The 16,700-nt window shown below is 66.4% G+C and carries 18 protein-coding genes and 1 tRNA gene; 14 read left to right on the plus strand and 5 right to left on the minus strand.

All coding sequences use genetic code 11. The features are described 5' to 3' along the window. Positions 1–6 precede the first annotated feature (6 nt). Genes ACVPT3_RS01600 through ACVPT3_RS01615 form a run of 4 tightly spaced genes read right to left on the minus strand, consistent with a single transcriptional unit; the run spans position 7 to position 4,901 of the window. Entirely contained in the window at positions 7–402 is a 396-nt protein-coding gene (locus tag ACVPT3_RS01600) for a hypothetical protein (protein WP_492042483.1), read from the minus strand. Further along, positions 399–2,909 (minus strand): helicase-related protein, encoded by a 2,511-nt coding sequence (locus ACVPT3_RS01605; protein WP_492042484.1) that lies wholly within the window; start codon positions 2,907–2,909, stop codon positions 399–401. Before ACVPT3_RS01605 ends, ACVPT3_RS01600 begins: the two co-directional genes overlap by 4 nt. A gap of 46 nt (positions 2,910–2,955) precedes the next feature. Beyond that, entirely contained in the window at positions 2,956–3,567 is a 612-nt protein-coding gene (fixJ, locus tag ACVPT3_RS01610) for a response regulator FixJ (RefSeq protein WP_492042485.1), read from the minus strand. Beyond that, positions 3,564–4,901 (minus strand): two-component system sensor histidine kinase NtrB, encoded by a 1,338-nt coding sequence (locus ACVPT3_RS01615; protein ID WP_492042486.1) that lies wholly within the window; start codon positions 4,899–4,901, stop codon positions 3,564–3,566. The genes fixJ and ACVPT3_RS01615 overlap by 4 nt, the downstream gene beginning before the upstream one ends. A gap of 557 nt (positions 4,902–5,458) precedes the next feature. Here ACVPT3_RS01615 and ACVPT3_RS01620 point away from each other — a divergent pair. The 13 genes from ACVPT3_RS01620 (at position 5,459) to ACVPT3_RS01680 (ending at position 15,376) form a co-directional block, all read left to right on the plus strand. After that, complete coding sequence (locus ACVPT3_RS01620; RefSeq protein WP_492043772.1) at positions 5,459–7,375, plus strand: methyl-accepting chemotaxis protein; 1,917 nt, start codon at positions 5,459–5,461, stop codon at positions 7,373–7,375. A 74-nt stretch (positions 7,376–7,449) separates the two neighbouring features. Then, positions 7,450–7,737: an STAS domain-containing protein gene (locus ACVPT3_RS01625; protein WP_492042487.1), complete on the plus strand. Its 288-nt coding sequence runs from the start codon at positions 7,450–7,452 to the stop codon at positions 7,735–7,737. After that, on the plus strand, positions 7,734–8,099 hold the full coding sequence (locus ACVPT3_RS01630) for a response regulator (protein WP_183196268.1): 366 nt from the start codon (positions 7,734–7,736) through the stop codon (positions 8,097–8,099). The genes ACVPT3_RS01625 and ACVPT3_RS01630 overlap by 4 nt, the downstream gene beginning before the upstream one ends. A 27-nt stretch (positions 8,100–8,126) precedes the next feature. Then, positions 8,127–10,379: a chemotaxis protein CheA gene (locus ACVPT3_RS01635; protein WP_492042488.1), complete on the plus strand. Its 2,253-nt coding sequence runs from the start codon at positions 8,127–8,129 to the stop codon at positions 10,377–10,379. A 3-nt stretch (positions 10,380–10,382) separates the two neighbouring features. Next, positions 10,383–10,838 carry a chemotaxis protein CheW gene (locus ACVPT3_RS01640; protein ID WP_492042489.1) on the plus strand — a complete coding sequence of 152 codons (456 nt, stop codon included), beginning with the start codon at positions 10,383–10,385 and terminating at the stop codon, positions 10,836–10,838. Further along, positions 10,835–11,695: a CheR family methyltransferase gene (locus ACVPT3_RS01645; protein WP_492042490.1), complete on the plus strand. Its 861-nt coding sequence runs from the start codon at positions 10,835–10,837 to the stop codon at positions 11,693–11,695. The genes ACVPT3_RS01640 and ACVPT3_RS01645 overlap by 4 nt, the downstream gene beginning before the upstream one ends. Before the next feature lie 3 nt (positions 11,696–11,698). After that, positions 11,699–12,736 carry a protein-glutamate methylesterase/protein-glutamine glutaminase gene (locus tag ACVPT3_RS01650; protein WP_492042491.1) on the plus strand — a complete coding sequence of 346 codons (1,038 nt, stop codon included), beginning with the start codon at positions 11,699–11,701 and terminating at the stop codon, positions 12,734–12,736. 16 nt (positions 12,737–12,752) lie between these two features. After that, positions 12,753–13,142, plus strand: coding sequence for a response regulator (locus tag ACVPT3_RS01655; protein ID WP_008262387.1), 390 nt, complete (start codon positions 12,753–12,755; stop codon positions 13,140–13,142). Further along, complete coding sequence (locus ACVPT3_RS01660; RefSeq protein ID WP_492042492.1) at positions 13,139–13,684, plus strand: chemotaxis protein CheD; 546 nt, start codon at positions 13,139–13,141, stop codon at positions 13,682–13,684. Before ACVPT3_RS01655 ends, ACVPT3_RS01660 begins: the two co-directional genes overlap by 4 nt. After that, positions 13,684–14,025: a DUF8776 family protein gene (locus ACVPT3_RS01665; protein WP_492042493.1), complete on the plus strand. Its 342-nt coding sequence runs from the start codon at positions 13,684–13,686 to the stop codon at positions 14,023–14,025. Before ACVPT3_RS01660 ends, ACVPT3_RS01665 begins: the two co-directional genes overlap by 1 nt. A gap of 4 nt (positions 14,026–14,029) precedes the next feature. Beyond that, positions 14,030–14,623 carry a response regulator gene (locus ACVPT3_RS01670; protein ID WP_492042494.1) on the plus strand — a complete coding sequence of 198 codons (594 nt, stop codon included), beginning with the start codon at positions 14,030–14,032 and terminating at the stop codon, positions 14,621–14,623. Positions 14,624–14,633: 10 nt separating this feature from the next. Beyond that, a complete protein-coding gene (locus ACVPT3_RS01675; RefSeq protein ID WP_492042495.1) occupies positions 14,634–15,116 on the plus strand; it encodes a chemotaxis protein CheE in 483 nt (160 codons plus the stop codon). Positions 15,117–15,299: 183 nt separating this feature from the next. Next, positions 15,300–15,376, plus strand: a tRNA-Arg gene (locus ACVPT3_RS01680). Between the two features lie 221 nt (positions 15,377–15,597). Here the strand turns inward: ACVPT3_RS01680 and ACVPT3_RS01685 are convergent. Then, positions 15,598–15,750: a hypothetical protein gene (locus tag ACVPT3_RS01685; protein ID WP_492042496.1), complete on the minus strand. Its 153-nt coding sequence runs from the start codon at positions 15,748–15,750 to the stop codon at positions 15,598–15,600. 136 nt (positions 15,751–15,886) lie between these two features. Between ACVPT3_RS01685 and ACVPT3_RS01690 the strand changes: the two genes are divergently transcribed. Further along, positions 15,887–16,699, plus strand: coding sequence for a hypothetical protein (locus tag ACVPT3_RS01690; RefSeq protein WP_492042497.1), 813 nt, complete (start codon positions 15,887–15,889; stop codon positions 16,697–16,699). The last annotated feature ends 1 nt before the right edge of the window (position 16,700 follow it).

A 16,700-nucleotide genomic window follows, 5' to 3' on the forward strand; every position in this document is an offset into this window, starting at 1 on the left:
CGGCGGTCAGGCTCCCGAGCGGGGGCGGCGTTCGCTTTGAAGCTCCAAGGCCGGCACAGCGACCAGCGCGGCCTCGAACCGCGCCAGGAAGACGTTCCGGTCAACGCTCAACGTCACGAAGATCTCCCCGGTGTCGAGGTCGCCTTGGCGGAAATACAGGCGGCCGTCACGATGGGCGGCGTCGAAGGTCCAGCCTTGATCGGCGTCTGAGAAGTCGTGGCGGCCGTCCCCCCTCAGCCAGGCTGTGAAAGGGATCAGGTCTGTCGGGCGATCCCACCAGTGGAAATCGATCCCGTCGGCTCTCCGCACGGTATTGAACTCGAGGAACAGGCGGCTCTCGCTCTGAACGATACGGGGCGTCAGGTCCTCGGCGGCGCGCGCTTGGTTGGTCCAGTCAGTCATCTCTCGCCGGTCGTCGCCGTCTTTTTGCGCGTGCGACGACGCTTGGCCCGCGCCGGCGGTGGCGTCGTCAGGGCGGCGAGAACGGCGAAGGGCGAATCCTTGGGCGGCTTCGGCGAAACGCCGGGCTTGTCGGGCTGGCGGGCGCGCTCGGTCTTCAGGGCGGCGATGACCTGTTTCGCCTGATCAGGGGTCCAGCCCAGGTCGGTCAGGGCGGCGTCGGTCAGTCGGCCGCGATCGGCCGTATTGGCGGCGCGCAGGTCGGCCATCTTCTCCAGGGTCTCGACCGGCGCCAGCCAGCGACCGGCTGCGCGCAGGCCGTGGGCCGAGAGCAGGCGGGGCGAGGGCGGTTCGGGCGGCGCGGGGATCAGATCGGGCGTCGCGGGAATCAGAGGCGCGTCCAGGAAGGCCTGGGCGAAATGCCGGGCGCGGGGCTTCTGCAGGCCGGGCAGCCAGACCGAATGGGCGCCGACGCGGATGGCGAAGCTTTTCAGGGTGCGGCGCTCGACCTGGCTGAGGGCGGCCAGGTCGCGTTCGACGTCGCGGCGGTCGATCAGGCCGCCGGCCTCGATCAGGCGGAAGGCGATCCCGCGAGGCAGACCCTTCAGCGCACCGGATTCCACGGCCTGACGCAGGCGGCGCAGATCGCGCAAGGCGCGGCCGGCTTCGAACGCCAGCCAGGCCTCGATCCGGCGCTTGGCCCGCTCGCGGGCGGGCGTCGGACCCAGTTCGCCCAACAAGCGGACGGAGGGCGAGAAGGGATCGGCGCCGGTCGGCGTGGACTGGATCTGGGCGGTCAGGACGCCGCGCCAAAGGACGGCGCCGTCCGGCGTGACGGCGAAGGCCTCGTCGGTCTCGGCGGCGAGGCGGCCGAGGCGGCGGTTGATCTCGGGCGTGACGGCGCGGACGGCCGCCTGGCGCAGCGTGCGGTCCTCCAGGGCCGAGGCGCCCTTCTCCATCTGGAAGCGGACGCCCTCAAGCTGGCCCACCACCTGGCCTTCCACCGTGACCTCCCCGTCCTCAGCGACGCCTGCGAACGTGTCCTCGCGCACGTTCAGGGCCCGCATCAGGGCGGTGGTCCGACGGTCGACGAACCGCGCGGTCAGCCGCTCGTGCAGAACGTCGGAGAGGCGGTCTTCCAGGGCGCGGGTCTTGTCGCGCCAGCCCTGGGCGTCGTGAACCCAGTCAGGGCGGTTGGCGATGTAGGACAGGGTGCGGACGGCCGAGAGGCGGGCCGATAGCTGGTCGATCTGGCCGTCGTCACGATCCACGAAGGCGAAGCGCGGCGCCATCCAGTCTTCGGTCAACCGGCCCCGCTTGCCGGTCAGGGCATGGAAGACGTCCCTGGCCAGACGGGCGTGTTCGTCCAGCGTCGTCTTCTGGAAGTCCGGCAGCTGGCAGGCCTCCCACAGCCGCATGACGGCCCCGCGCGACCGGCCGATACGGGCCACCTCCTCGTCCTTGATCAGGCGGCGCAGCAGGGTCTCGTCCAGGGCTTCGGCCGTCAGGCTTAGCCCCGCCCGCTGGGGCGTGACGGTGAGGGAGCGCAGCAGATCGGGCAGGGTGTCGAAGTCCAGTCGGGCGTTGCGCCATTCCGCCGCCTCGACCGGATCAAACCGGTGCTCGACCACCTGTTCGACCAGATCGTCGTCCAGGTCCTCGGCCTCCGCCGTGACCCCGAAGGTGCCGTCGCGCAGGTGTCGGCCGGCGCGACCGGCGATCTGGCCGATCTCGTGGGCGTGCAGCCAGCGCGTCCGCCGTCCGTCAAACTTCCTCAGGCCCGCAAAGGCGACATGGTCCACGTCCATGTTCAGCCCCATGCCGATGGCGTCGGTAGCGACCAGGAAGTCGACCTCGCCCGACTGGTACAGGGCGACCTGGGCGTTGCGGGTCCTGGGGCTGAGCGACCCCATGACCACGGCCGCGCCGCCCCTCTGACGCCGGATCAGTTCGGCGATGGCGTAGACCCGCTCGGTCGAGAAGGCGACGATGGCGCTGCGGCGCGGCAGGCGGGTCAGTTTCTTGGACCCGGCGTAAGACAGGGTCGACAGCCGGTCCCGTGTCACGATCTCGACGTCCGGGACCAGGCGGCGGATCAGGGGCTCGAGCGTGCCGGCGCCCAGGAACATGGTCTCGAACCTGCCACGCGCGTGCAGCAGCCTCTGGGTGAAGACATGGCCGCGCTCGGGATCGGCGACCAGCTGGATCTCGTCCACGGCCAGGAACTCGACCGACCGCTCCAGCGGCATGGCCTCGACGGTGCAGACGAAATAATGCGGGCGCGGCGGAACGATCTTTTCCTCGCCCGTGATCAGGGCGACGGCGGCGGCCCCCCGCTGTCTGACGATCCGCTCGTAGATCTCGCGGGCCAGCAGCCTCAGCGGCAGGCCGATCATGCCCGAGGCGTGACCCAGCATCCGCTCGACCGCCAGATGGGTCTTGCCGGTGTTGGTGGGCCCCAGGACCGCGGTGACGCGGGAAGGGGCGAGGCCTGCGGACCGGTCGCTCATGACACCTGCAAGGTGGCGACGATTGCCTCAGGGCTCAAGGGGCGACTCAGGCTTCCGCGACGCTCAAGCCCAGCCGGACCAGCATGGACAGGCTCTGGGCTTGCATCTTCTGCATGACCTTGGCCCTGAAGATCTCGACCGTGCGGGGGCTGATATCGAGCATCAGGGCGATCTCCTTGTTCGAATTGCCGTCGATCAGGGCGTCGAAGACCTGGCGTTCGCGCGGGGTCAGGGTGGCCAGACGGGACACGGTCTCCTCTCGCGCCTCGCTTTCGGCGCCCTGTCTTTCCAGATTGGAGAGACAGCCTCGGACCGCCTCGAGAATCCGGTTCGGATCGAAGGGTTTTTCGATGAAGTCGACCACGCCGGCCTTCATCAACTGGACCGCCAGGGGAACGTCCGCATGACCGGTTATGACGATCACCGGCCAGCCCGGTCCGCGCAACTCCGTCAACTGACGGATCAGCTCGGTCCCCTCCATCTGGGGCATTCTCAGGTCGGTGACGACACAGGCGTTCTTGTCTGTCGGCAGGGCCTCGAGAAACAGGAGGGCGCTGGCGAATCCCCGGGCGCGGATGCCCTCGCCGCGCAGAAGCATCAGAAGGGAATCGCGCATGGCCGGATCATCGTCGATGATGAAGACGGAGGATTGGATCATGCGACTTCGAGCTCCGAAAGAGGGGAGAGGCTGAAGGAGAAGGCGGCGCCGCCCAGTGAACTGCGCCCGACGACCAGAGTGGCGTCGTGGCTCTCGACGATCGAGCGAGTGACGGACAGGCCCAGGCCCATGCCGCCGGCCTTGGTGGTCATCATAGGTTGGAAAATGCGGTCCATCTGGTCGTCCGGAATGCCCGGACCATCGTCTTCGACCAGAATCTCGTATGCCCCGTCCGCGCGGCTGCGGCCGATGAGGCGGACCAGGCCGTTGTCGCGGCCCCCGACGGCGTCGACGGCGTTGCGGATCAGATTGGTGATCGCCTGCTGGAACTGGACGCGATCCGCCAGCACCTGATCCTCGGCGGTCTGGACCTCGACGACGATCGACACCCCAGTGTCCTGGCGAATCAAGTCGAACATGGGTCTCAGGTCGTCGATCATCGACGACGCCCGCTCTGCGGACAGTTCCGGCGCGCCGGTCGCGATGAGCTCGCGCATACGCCTGATAATGTCTCCGGCGCGGAGGAGTTGGGTCTTGGCCAGATCGAGTGTGCGTCCGGCGCTGTCGCCGATCGGCCCCGCGCGGGCGATGTCCGTCTGGCCCGCGTGAAGATAGACTGTGGCGGCGGTCAGGGGCTGGTTCAACTCGTGCGCCAGGATCGCCGCCATCTCGCCCATCGAATTCAGCCGCCAGGTCCGGCTGAGCTGGCTCATCAGGTCTCGCATCCTATCCTGGACCGCCCGGGTCGGTCGTTGGTCTCCCAGGGACAGGACGACCCATTCCCGATCGACGCCGTGCGACAGAGGGCTGGCGTGGATCGTGATCGGCACGATTTCGCCGTCGGGATGTCGAGCCAGCCAGTAGCCGGGCGGGGGAAGGGGCAAGGTTTCGCCCTTCAGCACGATGGCCAGCATCGTCTTGTCGAACTCGGCGATGAAGAGGCTGAAGTTGCGGCCCAGGGCGGCTTCGGGCGCGACGCCGAGCAGATCGGCTGCTGCAGTGGTGATTCGGAGTATGCGACCCTCCTCGTCGAGCGTCACGACGGGAACCGCTGTCATTATGCTGTGCAGCAAGGCGCTACGGCTCGCCAGACGCTGACAGACCTCGGCCATGACCAGGCCGATTACCGTGAAGAGGGCGACATTGGCGGCGGCCTCCGTGAGGCCGAATCGAGGCGTCAAGATGAGGTCGGCCGCGATCGACAGAAGTATCGCTAAGATTGTCGCCGCGCGGTTGGCCATAAGGGCGGTCGCCATCACCGCCGCCAACAGCGGCATGTAGTGGACGTGTTCAATCTCCCGCAGGAAGTACCTGACCAGAGATGCAAATAACACGCAGGCGCACGCAAGAAAAACGCCGTTCCACAAGGCGCGAGAGGGGCTTCGCATGAGCGAGTCCCACCGAGATTCTTTGAAGAATTTCTCTCGCATCAGATTCATGATCGATCTCGCAGCTGCGAAACCATCAGCGCTCCACCACTTTTTTGACCTATTCTTTATAACGCCCTTAATCTCATGGAAAAGCACGTATTGTTATCGTGTGGTGACCAAAGGCGAAATGAGCCAGAGGTCGAGGCTGGGAATCAGGCCGCATGATCTATTGTGCAGCCAGCCTTATCTGGACAACTGTGCCTTGTGTCGAAGGGCGAGGACAACCCCGCCTCAAGGGTCTTCTCCGACAGCGCCGTTTGCAATGCGCTCTCGGCCGACGCCAGAGCCGCTCAGACGACCCGTGCGCCACGCTGCCGGGGCGGTACGCGTTCCTACCTAAGCCTTAGTTCAGAATTCATATTAGTCATCCTTTCATTCTCCCCCGGCAGAGGTGGTTGGCCGACGCGCCTTGTCGCCGTTGTGTGATACCTAGGAGAGAGTAGTTGAATTTCCTCGACAACATGCCGGTCGGCCGCAAGCTTGCCGTCGCCTTTGGAGCTGTCCTGGCGGCGATCATCGTCATGGGGATCGTTATCGTCGTCAATCTTTTCGCGCTGGAACGCGCCGACGAAGTGCGGACCAGCGAAAACAAGATCAACCGCGACCTGGCGGCGGCGGAATTCCGTCTTTCCAAGGCCGAAAACTCTTATCGAGGGTACCTGTTGTCGCAGGACCCCTACTATTCGGAGCGGCTCGACCTCCATCGCGACAAGTTCAAGTCGGCGCTGGAACAGGTCCGCGCTGATCTGCCGGCGGATCGCCAGGCGCCGATCGACAAGGCGATTCAGGCTAGCGACCTCTGGTATGAGAACATCGTCCAGGTCGGGAAGGCCATGGTCGCCGAAGGGCGTGTCGGCGAGGCCGCCCAGATGATTGGTCAGACCGGAACCGCCGACAAGTTCATCGAACCGGTCGAAGCGGCGATCGACGAGTTGAAGGCCGCCAACGAGGCGGGTCTCGAAGCGTCGCGCAAGGCTCAGGCCAACGCCGCGCGCGCCGTCCTGATGGCCGTGGTCGCAGGGCTGGCCAGCGCCCTGGTCGTGGCGATCGTCGCCGGTCTGGCGGCGACCCGCGCCATCGTTCGGCCGACCTTCGGCATGATCGGCTATATGCAGAAGCTGATGGCGGGCGACACCAGCATCCAGGTCGTCGGGGCGGAACGTAAGGACGAGTTCGGCAAGATGGCCCAGGCCATCGTCGCCTTCCGCGACGCCGCCCTGGACAAGGTCCGCGTCGAACAGGAAGCCCTGTCGCATCGCTCGATGTCCGAACAGGAACGCGCGGCCAACGAGGCGGACAAGGCGCGTATCGCCGAGGAGGATCGGGTGGCGCTGACGGCGCTGGCCGAGGGGCTGGCGGCGATGTCGAACGGCGATCTGACGCACCGGTTCACCGTCGAGGTGGCGCCGCGCTCGCAGCAGCTGAAGACCGATTTCAACGCCGCCATCGCCCAGCTGCAACAGGCGCTGAGCGTGGTGCTGGGCAATGTGGCGGGCATCCGCTCGGGCGCCGGCGAGATTTCGCAGGCCGCTGACGACCTGTCGCGCCGCACCGAACAACAGGCGGCGTCGCTGGAAGAAACCGCCGCAGCGCTGGACGAGATCACGGCGACGGTGAACAAGACCGCCTCGGGCGCGCGCCAGGCCTCGGACGTGGTCCAGGCGGCCAAGGGCGACGCCGAAACCTCGGGCGTCATCGTCCGTGACGCCGTGTCGGCCATGCAGGCCATCGAGGGGTCGTCCAGCCAGATCAACCAGATCATCGGCGTGATCGACGAAATCGCCTTCCAGACCAATCTTCTGGCCCTGAACGCCGGGGTCGAGGCGGCGCGCGCCGGCGAGGCCGGTCGCGGCTTTGCGGTGGTGGCCTCCGAGGTGCGCGCCCTGGCCCAGCGTTCGGCCGAAGCGGCCAAGGAAATCAAGACCCTGATCTCGGCCTCGACCACCCAGGTCGGCTCGGGCGTGAAACTGGTCGGCCAGACCGGCGAGGCCCTGCAACGGATCGTGGACCGGGTCGCCGAGATCGACGGCCTGGTGTCGGAAATCGCGGCCTCTGCCCAGGAACAGGCCGTGGGCCTGGCCCAGGTCAACACCGCCGTGAACCAGATGGACCAGGTCACCCAGCAGAATGCGGCCATGGTCGAGCAATCGACCGCCGCCAGCCATTCGCTGGCCCAGGAGGCCGAGGCTCTGCAGGCTTCTGTGGCGCAGTTCAAGGTCGGCGAGGGCTCCCACCAGGCGGTCGCGGCGCCGCGGCCCGTCGCTTCGCCGCCGCCGGCCAAGGCCTCGAACCGCGTGATCCAGGTCTTGAAGACCGTCGGTCGCGGCGGTGCGGCGCCCAAGGCCGAGGCGGACGCAGACGGCTGGGAGGAGTTCTAGGTGATTCTCTCTTCAATCGATCTTTACCAAGACCATGCGATGCATGGGACTGAAGTCGAACCAGGGGGCCTTCAGTGACCGACGCCATCGTGCTCGCGCAAGTGCTGGACATGAATGCGGCGGAGCCGCTGAAAGCCGAACTGCTGGCCAAGCGTGGTCAATCGACCATCCTGGACGCCTCCAATGTCGAACGTCTGGGCGGCCTGTGTCTGCAGGTGCTGTTGTCGGCTCGCAAGACCTGGGCCGCCGACGGCTTCGACCTGACGATCTCTCCCCAGTCTCAAGGCTTTTCCGAACAATGGACCGCCTTCGGCGCGTCCGCTCCCGACGCTCAAGACCTCATTGAAGGACCTCTCGCGTGAAAAAGACAGTGCTGACCATCGATGATTCCCGCACCATGCGCGACATGCTGCTGATGGCGCTCGAGGATGCGGGCTACACCGTGATCCAGGCCGTCGACGGCATCGACGGTCTGGAGACCCTGGCCGCCCAGGGCGCGGACGTCGTCATCACCGACATCAACATGCCCCGGATGGACGGCTTCGGCTTCATCGAAGGCATGCGCGCCGATCCGAACCACCGGACCACCCCCTGCCTGGTGCTGACGACCGAGAGCGACGCCGAGAAGAAGGCCCGCGCCCGCGCCGCCGGCGCCACCGGCTGGATCGTCAAGCCCTTCGATCCCGTCAAGCTGGTCGACGCTGTTCGCCGCGTCGCGGCCTAACCCCAGAGATCGGTCGGGCCGCAAGCCATGGACGCCTTCGAAGCCATCAAAGCCACCTTCTTCCAGGAATGCGACGAACTGCTCGCGGAACTGGAATCGAAGCTCATGTTGCTGGAACAGGGTCAAACCGACCTTGAAACCATCAACGCCGTCTTCCGCGCCGTTCACTCGGTGAAGGGGGGGGCGGGTGCGTTCGGCCTGGAGGCCCTGGTTCGCTTCGCCCACGTCTTCGAAACCCTGATGGACGAGTTGCGGGGCGGTCGAAAGCCCTGCGACACGGTCACGATCAAGACCCTGCTGCGCGCCTCCGATGTGTTGGCCGACCATATTCAGGCCGCGCAAGGTCTGGCCCCCCCCGTGGACGAGGAACGCTCGGCCGGCCTGGTTCAGGAGCTGGAGCTTCTGACCCATGGCGGCGAAGCGCCGCCGGTCATGGAGGAGGAAGACGACGATTTCGGCTTCACGCCTATGGCTTTCGACGCCGCCCTGGACGAGCCTTTGGCCGACCTGGGGACATTGGACGAAACCCCGGCCGCGCCCGAGGCCCAGACGGGCTGGCGCATCCTGCTGAAGCCGCACGGCCGTATGTACGGCAGCGCCAACGAGACGGGTCTTCTGTTGCGCGAACTCGGGCGGTTGGGTCCGATTACAGTGTCGCTGGACGAAAGCACCCTGCCATCGCTGGACATCCTCGTCGCCGAGGAAGGCTATCTGACCTGGACGATCGATCTGACCGCCGAAATCGACGAAAAGGTCGTGCGCGAAGTGTTCGACTTTGTTGAAGCGGACTGCGACCTGTCGGTTTCGCCCCTGGGTGGCGCGCCCGCCTCCGCGCTTGAGTTCGAGGAGGAGCCGCCGGCGGTATTGCCGGCCAGCGACACCCTGGATGTCGCCGCTCTTCTGGCCAAGGCCGCCGGCGCCGCGTCCGCCGAGGCGCCCGCCCCAGCCCCCGCTCCCGTCATTGCCGCACCTGAACCGGTCGCTGCGCCTGCCCCCGTCGCGCCCCCTATCCCCGCCGCCGCGCCCGCTCCTAGCGCGGCTGCCTCGCCGGCTCAGGTCGCCGCGCCGGTCGCTCCCGCGCCGGTCACCATCCGCGTCGATCTGGACCGGGTCGATCGCCTGATCAACGTGGTCGGCGAACTGGTCATCCAGCAGGCCATGCTGTCGCAGCGCGTGTTGGAAAGCGGCCTGGCCCGCTCCTCCGGCATCGCCCTTGGGCTGGAAGATCTCGAGCTGCTGACGCGCGAGATCCAGGACAGCGTCATGGCCATTCGCGCCCAGCCGGTGAAGTCGGTGTTCCAGCGCATGCCGCGTCTGGTCCGCGAAGTCGCTGACATGGTGTCGAAACAGGTTCGTCTGGTCACGGCCGGTGAGGACACCGAGGTCGACAAGACCGTGGTCGAACGCCTGGCCGAGCCCATCACCCACATGTTGCGCAACGCCATCGATCACGGGCTGGAGACGCCTGACGAACGGATCGCGGCCGGCAAGCCGGCTGAGGGCACGGTGCGGCTCGCCGCCCTCCACCGTTCGGGCCGGATCGTCATCGAGATTTCCGACGACGGCCGGGGCATCAACCGCGAACGTGTGCGCAAGATCGCCACGGACAAGGGGCTGATCGCCGCCGACGCCGCCCTGACCGACGAGCAGATCGACAATCTGATCTTCCTGCCCGGCTTCTCCACCGCCGCGGTCGTGTCCGACATCTCAGGCCGGGGCGTGGGCATGGACGTCGTCAAACGCTCGATCCAGGCGCTGGGCGGCCGCATCTCGATCAGCTCGATTCCGGGCAAGGGATCGACCTTCACCCTCAGTCTGCCGCTGACCCTCGCGGTGCTGGACGGGATGGTGGTGTCGGCCGCCGACCAGATCCTGATCGCGCCGCTGCCGGCCATTGTCGAGAGCCTGACGCCCCAGGAAGCCGACCTGCATTATGTCGGCGGAGTCGATCCGGTGATCCGCTTCCGCGACCGCTTCCTGCCCCTGATCGACGTGGCCATGACCATGGGCTTCCGCGACACCCCTGTGGTCCCCTCGGAAGGCGTGGCCGTGGTGGTCGAGACCGAGGGCGGCCAGCAGGCGGCCCTGCTGTTCGACGCCATCCAGGGCCAGCGCCAGGTGGTCATAAAGAGCCTCGAGACGAACTACCAGCAGGTCGAGGGCGTCGCCGCCGCCACCATACTGGGCGACGGCCGGGTGGCTCTGATCCTCGATGTGGACGTCCTGGTCACCGACATGCGCCGCAAATCCTCCCGTCCCGATTTCAAGCTCGCGAGCTGATCCATGACCGAAGCCAACGACTCCCAGCGCGAACTCATCGCCTTCCGCATCGGCCGTCAGGAATTCTGCGTCGACATCATGTCCGTGCGTGAAATCCGCGGCTGGACCCCGGCGACCCCCCTGCCGCGCTCGCCGGCCTATATGAAGGGCGTCATCAATCTGCGCGGCACTGTGCTGCCGATCATCGACCTGGGCGCCCGCTTCGGACTGGAGACGTCCGAACCGACGGCCCGGCACGTCATCATGGTCGCCCATATCGGCGGCCGGATGGTCGGACTTCTGGTCGACGCCGTTTCGGACATCCTGGAAATGAGCGACGCCTCGGTTCAGCCGACACCCGACGTGGCCAGCGACCAGGTCAAGACCTTCGTCAAAGGCATATTCTCGATCGACGGCCGCATGATCAGCCTGATCGCTCTGGACCACATCCTGCCTCAGGTGGAGGCGGAAGCCGCATGAATCCCGCCACCGGACGGGGGTCCATCGTCGAAGGCGAATTTGTCTTCACCGCCGAAGACTTCCGCCAGATCGCAGAAATGCTTCACGCCCACGCCGGCATCGCCCTGAACGAGGGCAAGGCCGCGCTGGTCTATTCGCGCCTGGCCAAACGGCTGCGGACCCTGGGCCTGTCGAGCTTCCGCGACTACTGCGCCCTGGTCGAGGGCGTGGACGGGGTCGATGAGCGGCAGAAGATGACGGCCGCCCTGACGACCAATGTCACCCGCTTCTACCGCGAACCCCACCATTTCGACGACCTGCGCGACCGGGTCCTGCCCAAGCTGGTCGAACGCGCTCGCGCCGGCGGCCGGGTGCGGCTTTGGTCGGCGGCCTGCTCCAACGGGCAGGAACCCTATTCGATGGCCCTGACGCTATTGTCGGTCCTGCCTGAGGCGGCGGACCTGGATGTGCGCATCCTGGCGACGGACATCGATCCGAACATGGTCGCCCAGGGCCACGACGGCACCTATTCCGAAGAGGCGCTGGAGCCGGCGCCAGCGACCTTGTGGCGCAAATATTTCAACCGCGCCGACCGTGGAAACTGGACCGCCGGTCCGCAATTGAAACGGTTGGTGTCGTTCAAGGAACTGAACCTGATCGGCGACTGGCCGATGAAGGGCAAGTTCGACGTCATCTTCTGCCGCAACGTCGTGATCTATTTCGACGATCCGACGCAGGAGCGCGTCTGGAGCCGATTCATCCCGCTGATGAACCCCGGCGCCACCCTCTACATCGGTCATTCCGAGCGGGTGGCCGGCCCGGCCTCAAGCCAGTTGCAGACGGCCGGACTAACGACTTACCGCCTCGGAGGGGTTTGAGCCATGAACAAGATCAAAGTCCTGGTGGTTGACGACAGCCTGACCATGCGCGGCCTTATCTCGGCCGCCCTGAAATCGGATCCTGAAATCGAGGTCGTCGGCACCGCCGCCGACCCGATCGAGGCGCGCGCCGCCATCAAGGAGCTGAACCCCGACGTCCTGACCCTCGACGTCGAGATGCCCAATATGAACGGGCTGGAGTTTCTCGAGAAGATCATGCGGCTGCGGCCCATGCCGGTGGTCATGGTCTCGACCCTGACGGCGGCGGGCACGGACGTAACCCTTGCCGCGCTCGAGATCGGCGCAGTGGACGCGGTGGCCAAGCCAGCCGTCGCCAGGGCGGAAGCCTTCCATGAGTTGATCGGCAAGGTGAAGACGGCGGCCCGGTCGCGCGTCCGCGCCCGCGCCGACGTGCCGGCCTCGGCCGCGGCCCCCAGCGCCTATCGGCCGGCCGCCAGCCATATCCTGGCCATCGGCTCGTCGACCGGCGGGGTCGAGGCGCTGTTGACCGTTCTGAGCGGCTTCCCCGCCAACTGCCCCGCGACGATCATCACCCAGCATATGCCGGCGACCTTCACCTCGAGCTTCGCCGCGCGTCTGGATCGGGTCTGCGCCCCCACTGTCACCGAAGCCGTCGACGGCGCGCCTCTGCAGCAGGGCCAGATCTATCTGGCGCCGGGCGGGGCATCGCACCTTGAGGTCACATCCGGCATGACGCCGCGCTGCCGGCTTGTGGCGAGCGAGCCGGTGAATGGCCACCGGCCCTCGGTCGACGTCATGTTCGAATCCGTAGCCCGACTGGGCCGGCCGATGACGGGCGTGATCCTGACCGGCATGGGCCGCGACGGCGCCAAGGGCCTGATGGCCATGCGCGACGCCGGCGCCCGCACCCTGGGACAGGACGAAGCGACCTCGGTCGTCTATGGAATGCCTCGCGCCGCCTTCGAACTGGGCGCCGTGGAACGACAACTGCCGCTCCATCGCTTGTCACCCGCCATTCTTGAGCTGTGCGCCTACCCCGGCGCACGGTCCATCGCCTGAACCCGGGAGCGCCCCCATGCCCGCCGCCGCCTCTCTCCACTGCCTGGTCGTCGACGATCAGATGACAATGCGCTCGCTGGTCCGCACCAGTCTGCAACAACTTGGCGTGCGCGAAATCCGCGAGGCCGCCGACGGCGAGATCGCCTTGCGAGACATCATTTCCAAGCCGGCGCACCTGATCATTTCGGACTACAATATGCCGAATCTCGACGGCCTGGGGCTGTTGCGCGCCGTGCGCGCCCACCCGCCGACGTCCAAGACCGCCTTCATCATGCTGACCGGGCGCGCCGACCGCGAACTGGTGCAGCGGGCCGTCCAGTTCGGGGTCAACAACTATCTGGTCAAGCCCTTCACCGTCGCCCAGCTGAAAGGCAAGCTGGAAGCCGTCTTCGGTCCGCTGACATGAGCTTCTCCGCCCTGAAGGACAGCAAGGAAAAGCGGCTGCACGTGGGGCAGGGCGAACACCACATCACGTCGGATCCCGACGTGGTGCTCAGCACCATCCTGGGCTCGTGCGTGGCCATGTGTCTGCGCGATCCCGTCGCCGGCGTCGGCGGCATGAACCATTTCCTGCTGCCCGAAGGCTCGGGCGCGGGCACCGACGCGGGGCGCCGCTACGGCGCCTATGCGATGGAATTGCTGATCAACGACCTGCTGAAGGCGGGGGGGCGGCGCGACCGTCTGGAAGCCAAGCTGTTCGGCGGAGGCCGCATGTTCGACAGTCTGCGCGATGTCGGTCGCTCCAACGCCGACTTCGCCGAAAAATTCCTGCGTGACGAAGGCATTCCGGTCGTGGGCGGCAGCCTTCGCGGCGACGGCGGACGTCGTCTGCACTACTGGCCGGTGACCGGCAAGGCGATGCAACGCGCCGTGACCGACACCGTCGCGCCGAAGCCCGTTCCCGTCGTTCGCCCCCCCGTCGATACGGGCGCCCTGGAGCTCTTTTGATGCACGCCCCTCCCGAACACGCGCAACTTCTGGCCGCCGTCGCCGACGAGCTGATGCGTGTGCGCGAGGGGATCGATCATGTGGAGGCGCTGGTCAGCCGCCTGGTGCGGCGTGCGCCGATGGAAGACCGCGCCGAAGCCTTGACCGAAGCCCAGGCCCTGGACGCCCTGACCCAGAGGCTGGAGGCCCTGTCCAATGTGCTCCGGATGCTGGGCGATGGCGCGACGCCCGCTGAATCCGTCAGCCGCATCTCCCTGGCCGACATGGCTGTGCGACTGCGGCCCGCCGCCGGAGTGAATGCGGCCGAAGCGCCCGATTCCGGCGATCTGATGCTGTTCTGACGCCATGACGGAAACGCCGGACAAGATCAATCTGGCGCATTCAACGGTTCTGCTCGTCGACGATCAGCCGACCTCCCTTGATCTGCTGGGATCGATCGTCCAGGGATTCGGGGTTCGCGAGCAGCTGAAATGCCATTCGGCCAAGGAGGCGGTCGAACTGGTCCAGCGCCGCGCCGTCGATCTTATCCTGATCGATTGCGCCATGCCCGAGATGGACGGCTACGACTTCGTGCGCTGGCTTCGGCGCGAAGCGACCGAGCCGGTCCGCTATACGCCCGCCATCATGATCCTGGGTCACGCCGCCCAGGCCCGCGTCGCCCGCGGTCGCGACTGCGGCGCCAGCTATATCGTGGCCAAGCCCCTGACGCCGTCTGTCCTGTTGAAGCGGATCGCCTGGCTGGGCGCCCATGCGCGGGATTTCGTGGAAGCGGAAAACTATGTCGGCCCTGATCGTCGGGTCCGCAACTACGGTCCTCCGCCAGGCGAGGAGGGCCGCCGCCAGACCGATTTGTCGGGCGACCTGGGCGAGGCGGTCGAGGCCAATATGGATCAGGACACGATCGACATGCTGATGAAGCCGATGAAGGTCAGCCTGTGAGGCCTCCTCCATGAAACCGCCGCTTGTCCGCAGCGTCCGCACCTCGTTGCAGCGCCAGATGGCGCGCCCGGGCGGTCTGGCCCTGGAGGAGGCTGTCGCGCGCGCTGAACAGGGGCTGGAGGCCCAACGGGATCTGGCCCTCCTCGCCCTGCAGGCCAAGGTCGACGCCCTGAACGACGTGTGCGTCCGGCGCGATCCGGACACGGCGGAGGAGGTCTATGTGATCGCCTCTGCCCTGGTGGACATGGCGGGATTTCTGGAGATCCCGCCCTTCTATTCGGCGGCCTACAGTCTGTGCGACGCGGCCCATCGGATGGTGGCGGCTCAGGCCTGGTCCTGGCCGCAGGTCGAGGTCCACGCCCACGCCCTGTCCCTGATCCTCGCCGGCGATTGCCGGGGCGGGGAGGACATCGATCAGGTGCTGGCGGGATTGCGCGCCATGGTCGAGCACACGTCCGTTAACGACAAAACGGGCCAGGCGGAACAGCAGTGAAACGAATCGGGATCGAATCGGCGATTCGCTCCGATTCTCCGTTTGTTCACGGCTAGATATAGCGTTCGCCGACACCGCTGCACACAAGAACCCTGCCGATTCCGCGGGCACGAAGACGCGGATCGCAGAACCTCTTGCGCCCCATCTTCCCCCGCGCGTCACGAACCGCTAGTTCACCCCCATGGCCCCGTAGCTCAGCTGCATAGAGCAAGGCTTTCCTAAAGCCGAGGTCGCAGGTTGGAGTCCTGCCGGGGTCGCCATTGTTTATTGTTCCCGCAAGTCACGCATGACCAGCGTCCGCGCGCGTGGCAATGGCAGCCTTGCTGGACGATCTTGGCGGCGTCCTGACCTGAGCGAGAGGGCGCCTTGATCAGCTGAGCCTCGAGCTTCGCCTTGGCCAGCGCCATCGAGATGACCTCATCCGTCCGCGCCTTCCGGTCCAGGACCCGGGTGAGACGATGCAGATCGGCGCCATAGAGGGCTACAATCCGTCAACGGCGTCGCGATAGTTTGCGACGGGGTCATCGACCCCCTGACTGCGGAAAGCCTTGAAGTCGAGCACGATCTCATGCGCCTCGACCACGTCGGCGAGCATCGCCGGCGGCGCATGGTCGGCGATGACGTTCGCCCACATCTTCCTTACGGCGGCGCTAATCGGATTCCCCCAAAGAAAGCCTCTTCACAGAACGGAGGTTTATTAATTTGACGCGCGTCGCGGTATGGGTGTCAATCAAACAACCGAAGCGATACAGACATCGGAAGGCGGGGGCATGACCGACAACCACACGGCGGTGCGCAGAGCGCTGGACTTTATTGACATGGTGGAGCTTCCCCCGCCGTCACGCCTGGTGAGGACCGTGCCGGGATCCGAGGGGGGCACGCCGATCGCCGGGACACCCACCGTCACCCAGCGCGTGCTCGACGAGGCGGCGAACCAGGGCCTGGTGGTCGGCTCATCGGTGGTTTCGTTCGTCGCGGGGGTCTCCGAGGAGGCGCGCGCCGACATCATTAACTGCACTCTGCTGGCGCAACTGGCGGCCAAGAAGAAGGCGCCCGATCCCGCCGACATGGTGGCCTGGTACAACGCCTACTTCGACGCCCTCAGCCACATGGGTTGGGTGATCCAGCAGAGCGGCTTTTCCGAATATGTCGAGAAGGGTGACAACTTCGAGGCCAACAAGGCGATCATCGCCCTGGCCACCACGCTGATGGGCCCCGGCGCCACTGCGCTCGCGGTCATCACGGCGACCCTCGACGCCATGCAGAAGTCCTCTGAGGACCAGACCTGGCTGACCGTCTTCCGCCGCGAAAGCCAGAACGCCCAGGCGGCTCACTTCCAGGTCGCCCTGGCTCAGCCCGACGAGGCAGATGGTTTTCTGGTGGCGCTGATGGCCTTCGACCTGCGGGCGAAGACCAAGCTCACCCAAGTGCTGTTCTTCCGCCACCGTAAAAGCAAGACGACGCTGCGGCACGCCTCGAGCAAGGTGAGCATCAACGCAGCCGTGCTCACCGAAGCCCGGCCAAGGATCGCCGCGAAGATCGCGGCCTACACCAACGACTACATCAGCGCCCTGGACATCTAGG

Source organism: Brevundimonas sp. FV1ps31S (genome assembly GCF_058681265.1).

Coding starts and splice junctions, on each gene's coding strand:
- ACVPT3_RS01685 (WP_492042496.1), bottom strand. CDS start 15,750: ATGTGGGCGAACGTCATCGCCGACCATGCGCCGCCGGCGATGCTCGCC.
- fixJ (WP_492042485.1), bottom strand. CDS start 3,567: ATGATCCAATCCTCCGTCTTCATCATCGACGATGATCCGGCCATGCGC.
- ACVPT3_RS01675 (WP_492042495.1), top strand. CDS start 14,634: ATGAAACCGCCGCTTGTCCGCAGCGTCCGCACCTCGTTGCAGCGCCAG.
- ACVPT3_RS01620 (WP_492043772.1), top strand. CDS start 5,459: ATGCCGGTCGGCCGCAAGCTTGCCGTCGCCTTTGGAGCTGTCCTGGCG.
- ACVPT3_RS01605 (WP_492042484.1), bottom strand. CDS start 2,909: ATGAGCGACCGGTCCGCAGGCCTCGCCCCTTCCCGCGTCACCGCGGTC.
- ACVPT3_RS01650 (WP_492042491.1), top strand. CDS start 11,699: ATGAACAAGATCAAAGTCCTGGTGGTTGACGACAGCCTGACCATGCGC.
- ACVPT3_RS01640 (WP_492042489.1), top strand. CDS start 10,383: ATGACCGAAGCCAACGACTCCCAGCGCGAACTCATCGCCTTCCGCATC.
- ACVPT3_RS01600 (WP_492042483.1), bottom strand. CDS start 402: ATGACTGACTGGACCAACCAAGCGCGCGCCGCCGAGGACCTGACGCCC.
- ACVPT3_RS01660 (WP_492042492.1), top strand. CDS start 13,139: ATGAGCTTCTCCGCCCTGAAGGACAGCAAGGAAAAGCGGCTGCACGTG.
- ACVPT3_RS01645 (WP_492042490.1), top strand. CDS start 10,835: ATGAATCCCGCCACCGGACGGGGGTCCATCGTCGAAGGCGAATTTGTC.
- ACVPT3_RS01670 (WP_492042494.1), top strand. CDS start 14,030: ATGACGGAAACGCCGGACAAGATCAATCTGGCGCATTCAACGGTTCTG.
- ACVPT3_RS01635 (WP_492042488.1), top strand. CDS start 8,127: ATGGACGCCTTCGAAGCCATCAAAGCCACCTTCTTCCAGGAATGCGAC.
- ACVPT3_RS01665 (WP_492042493.1), top strand. CDS start 13,684: ATGCACGCCCCTCCCGAACACGCGCAACTTCTGGCCGCCGTCGCCGAC.
- ACVPT3_RS01690 (WP_492042497.1), top strand. CDS start 15,887: ATGACCGACAACCACACGGCGGTGCGCAGAGCGCTGGACTTTATTGAC.
- ACVPT3_RS01655 (WP_008262387.1), top strand. CDS start 12,753: ATGCCCGCCGCCGCCTCTCTCCACTGCCTGGTCGTCGACGATCAGATG.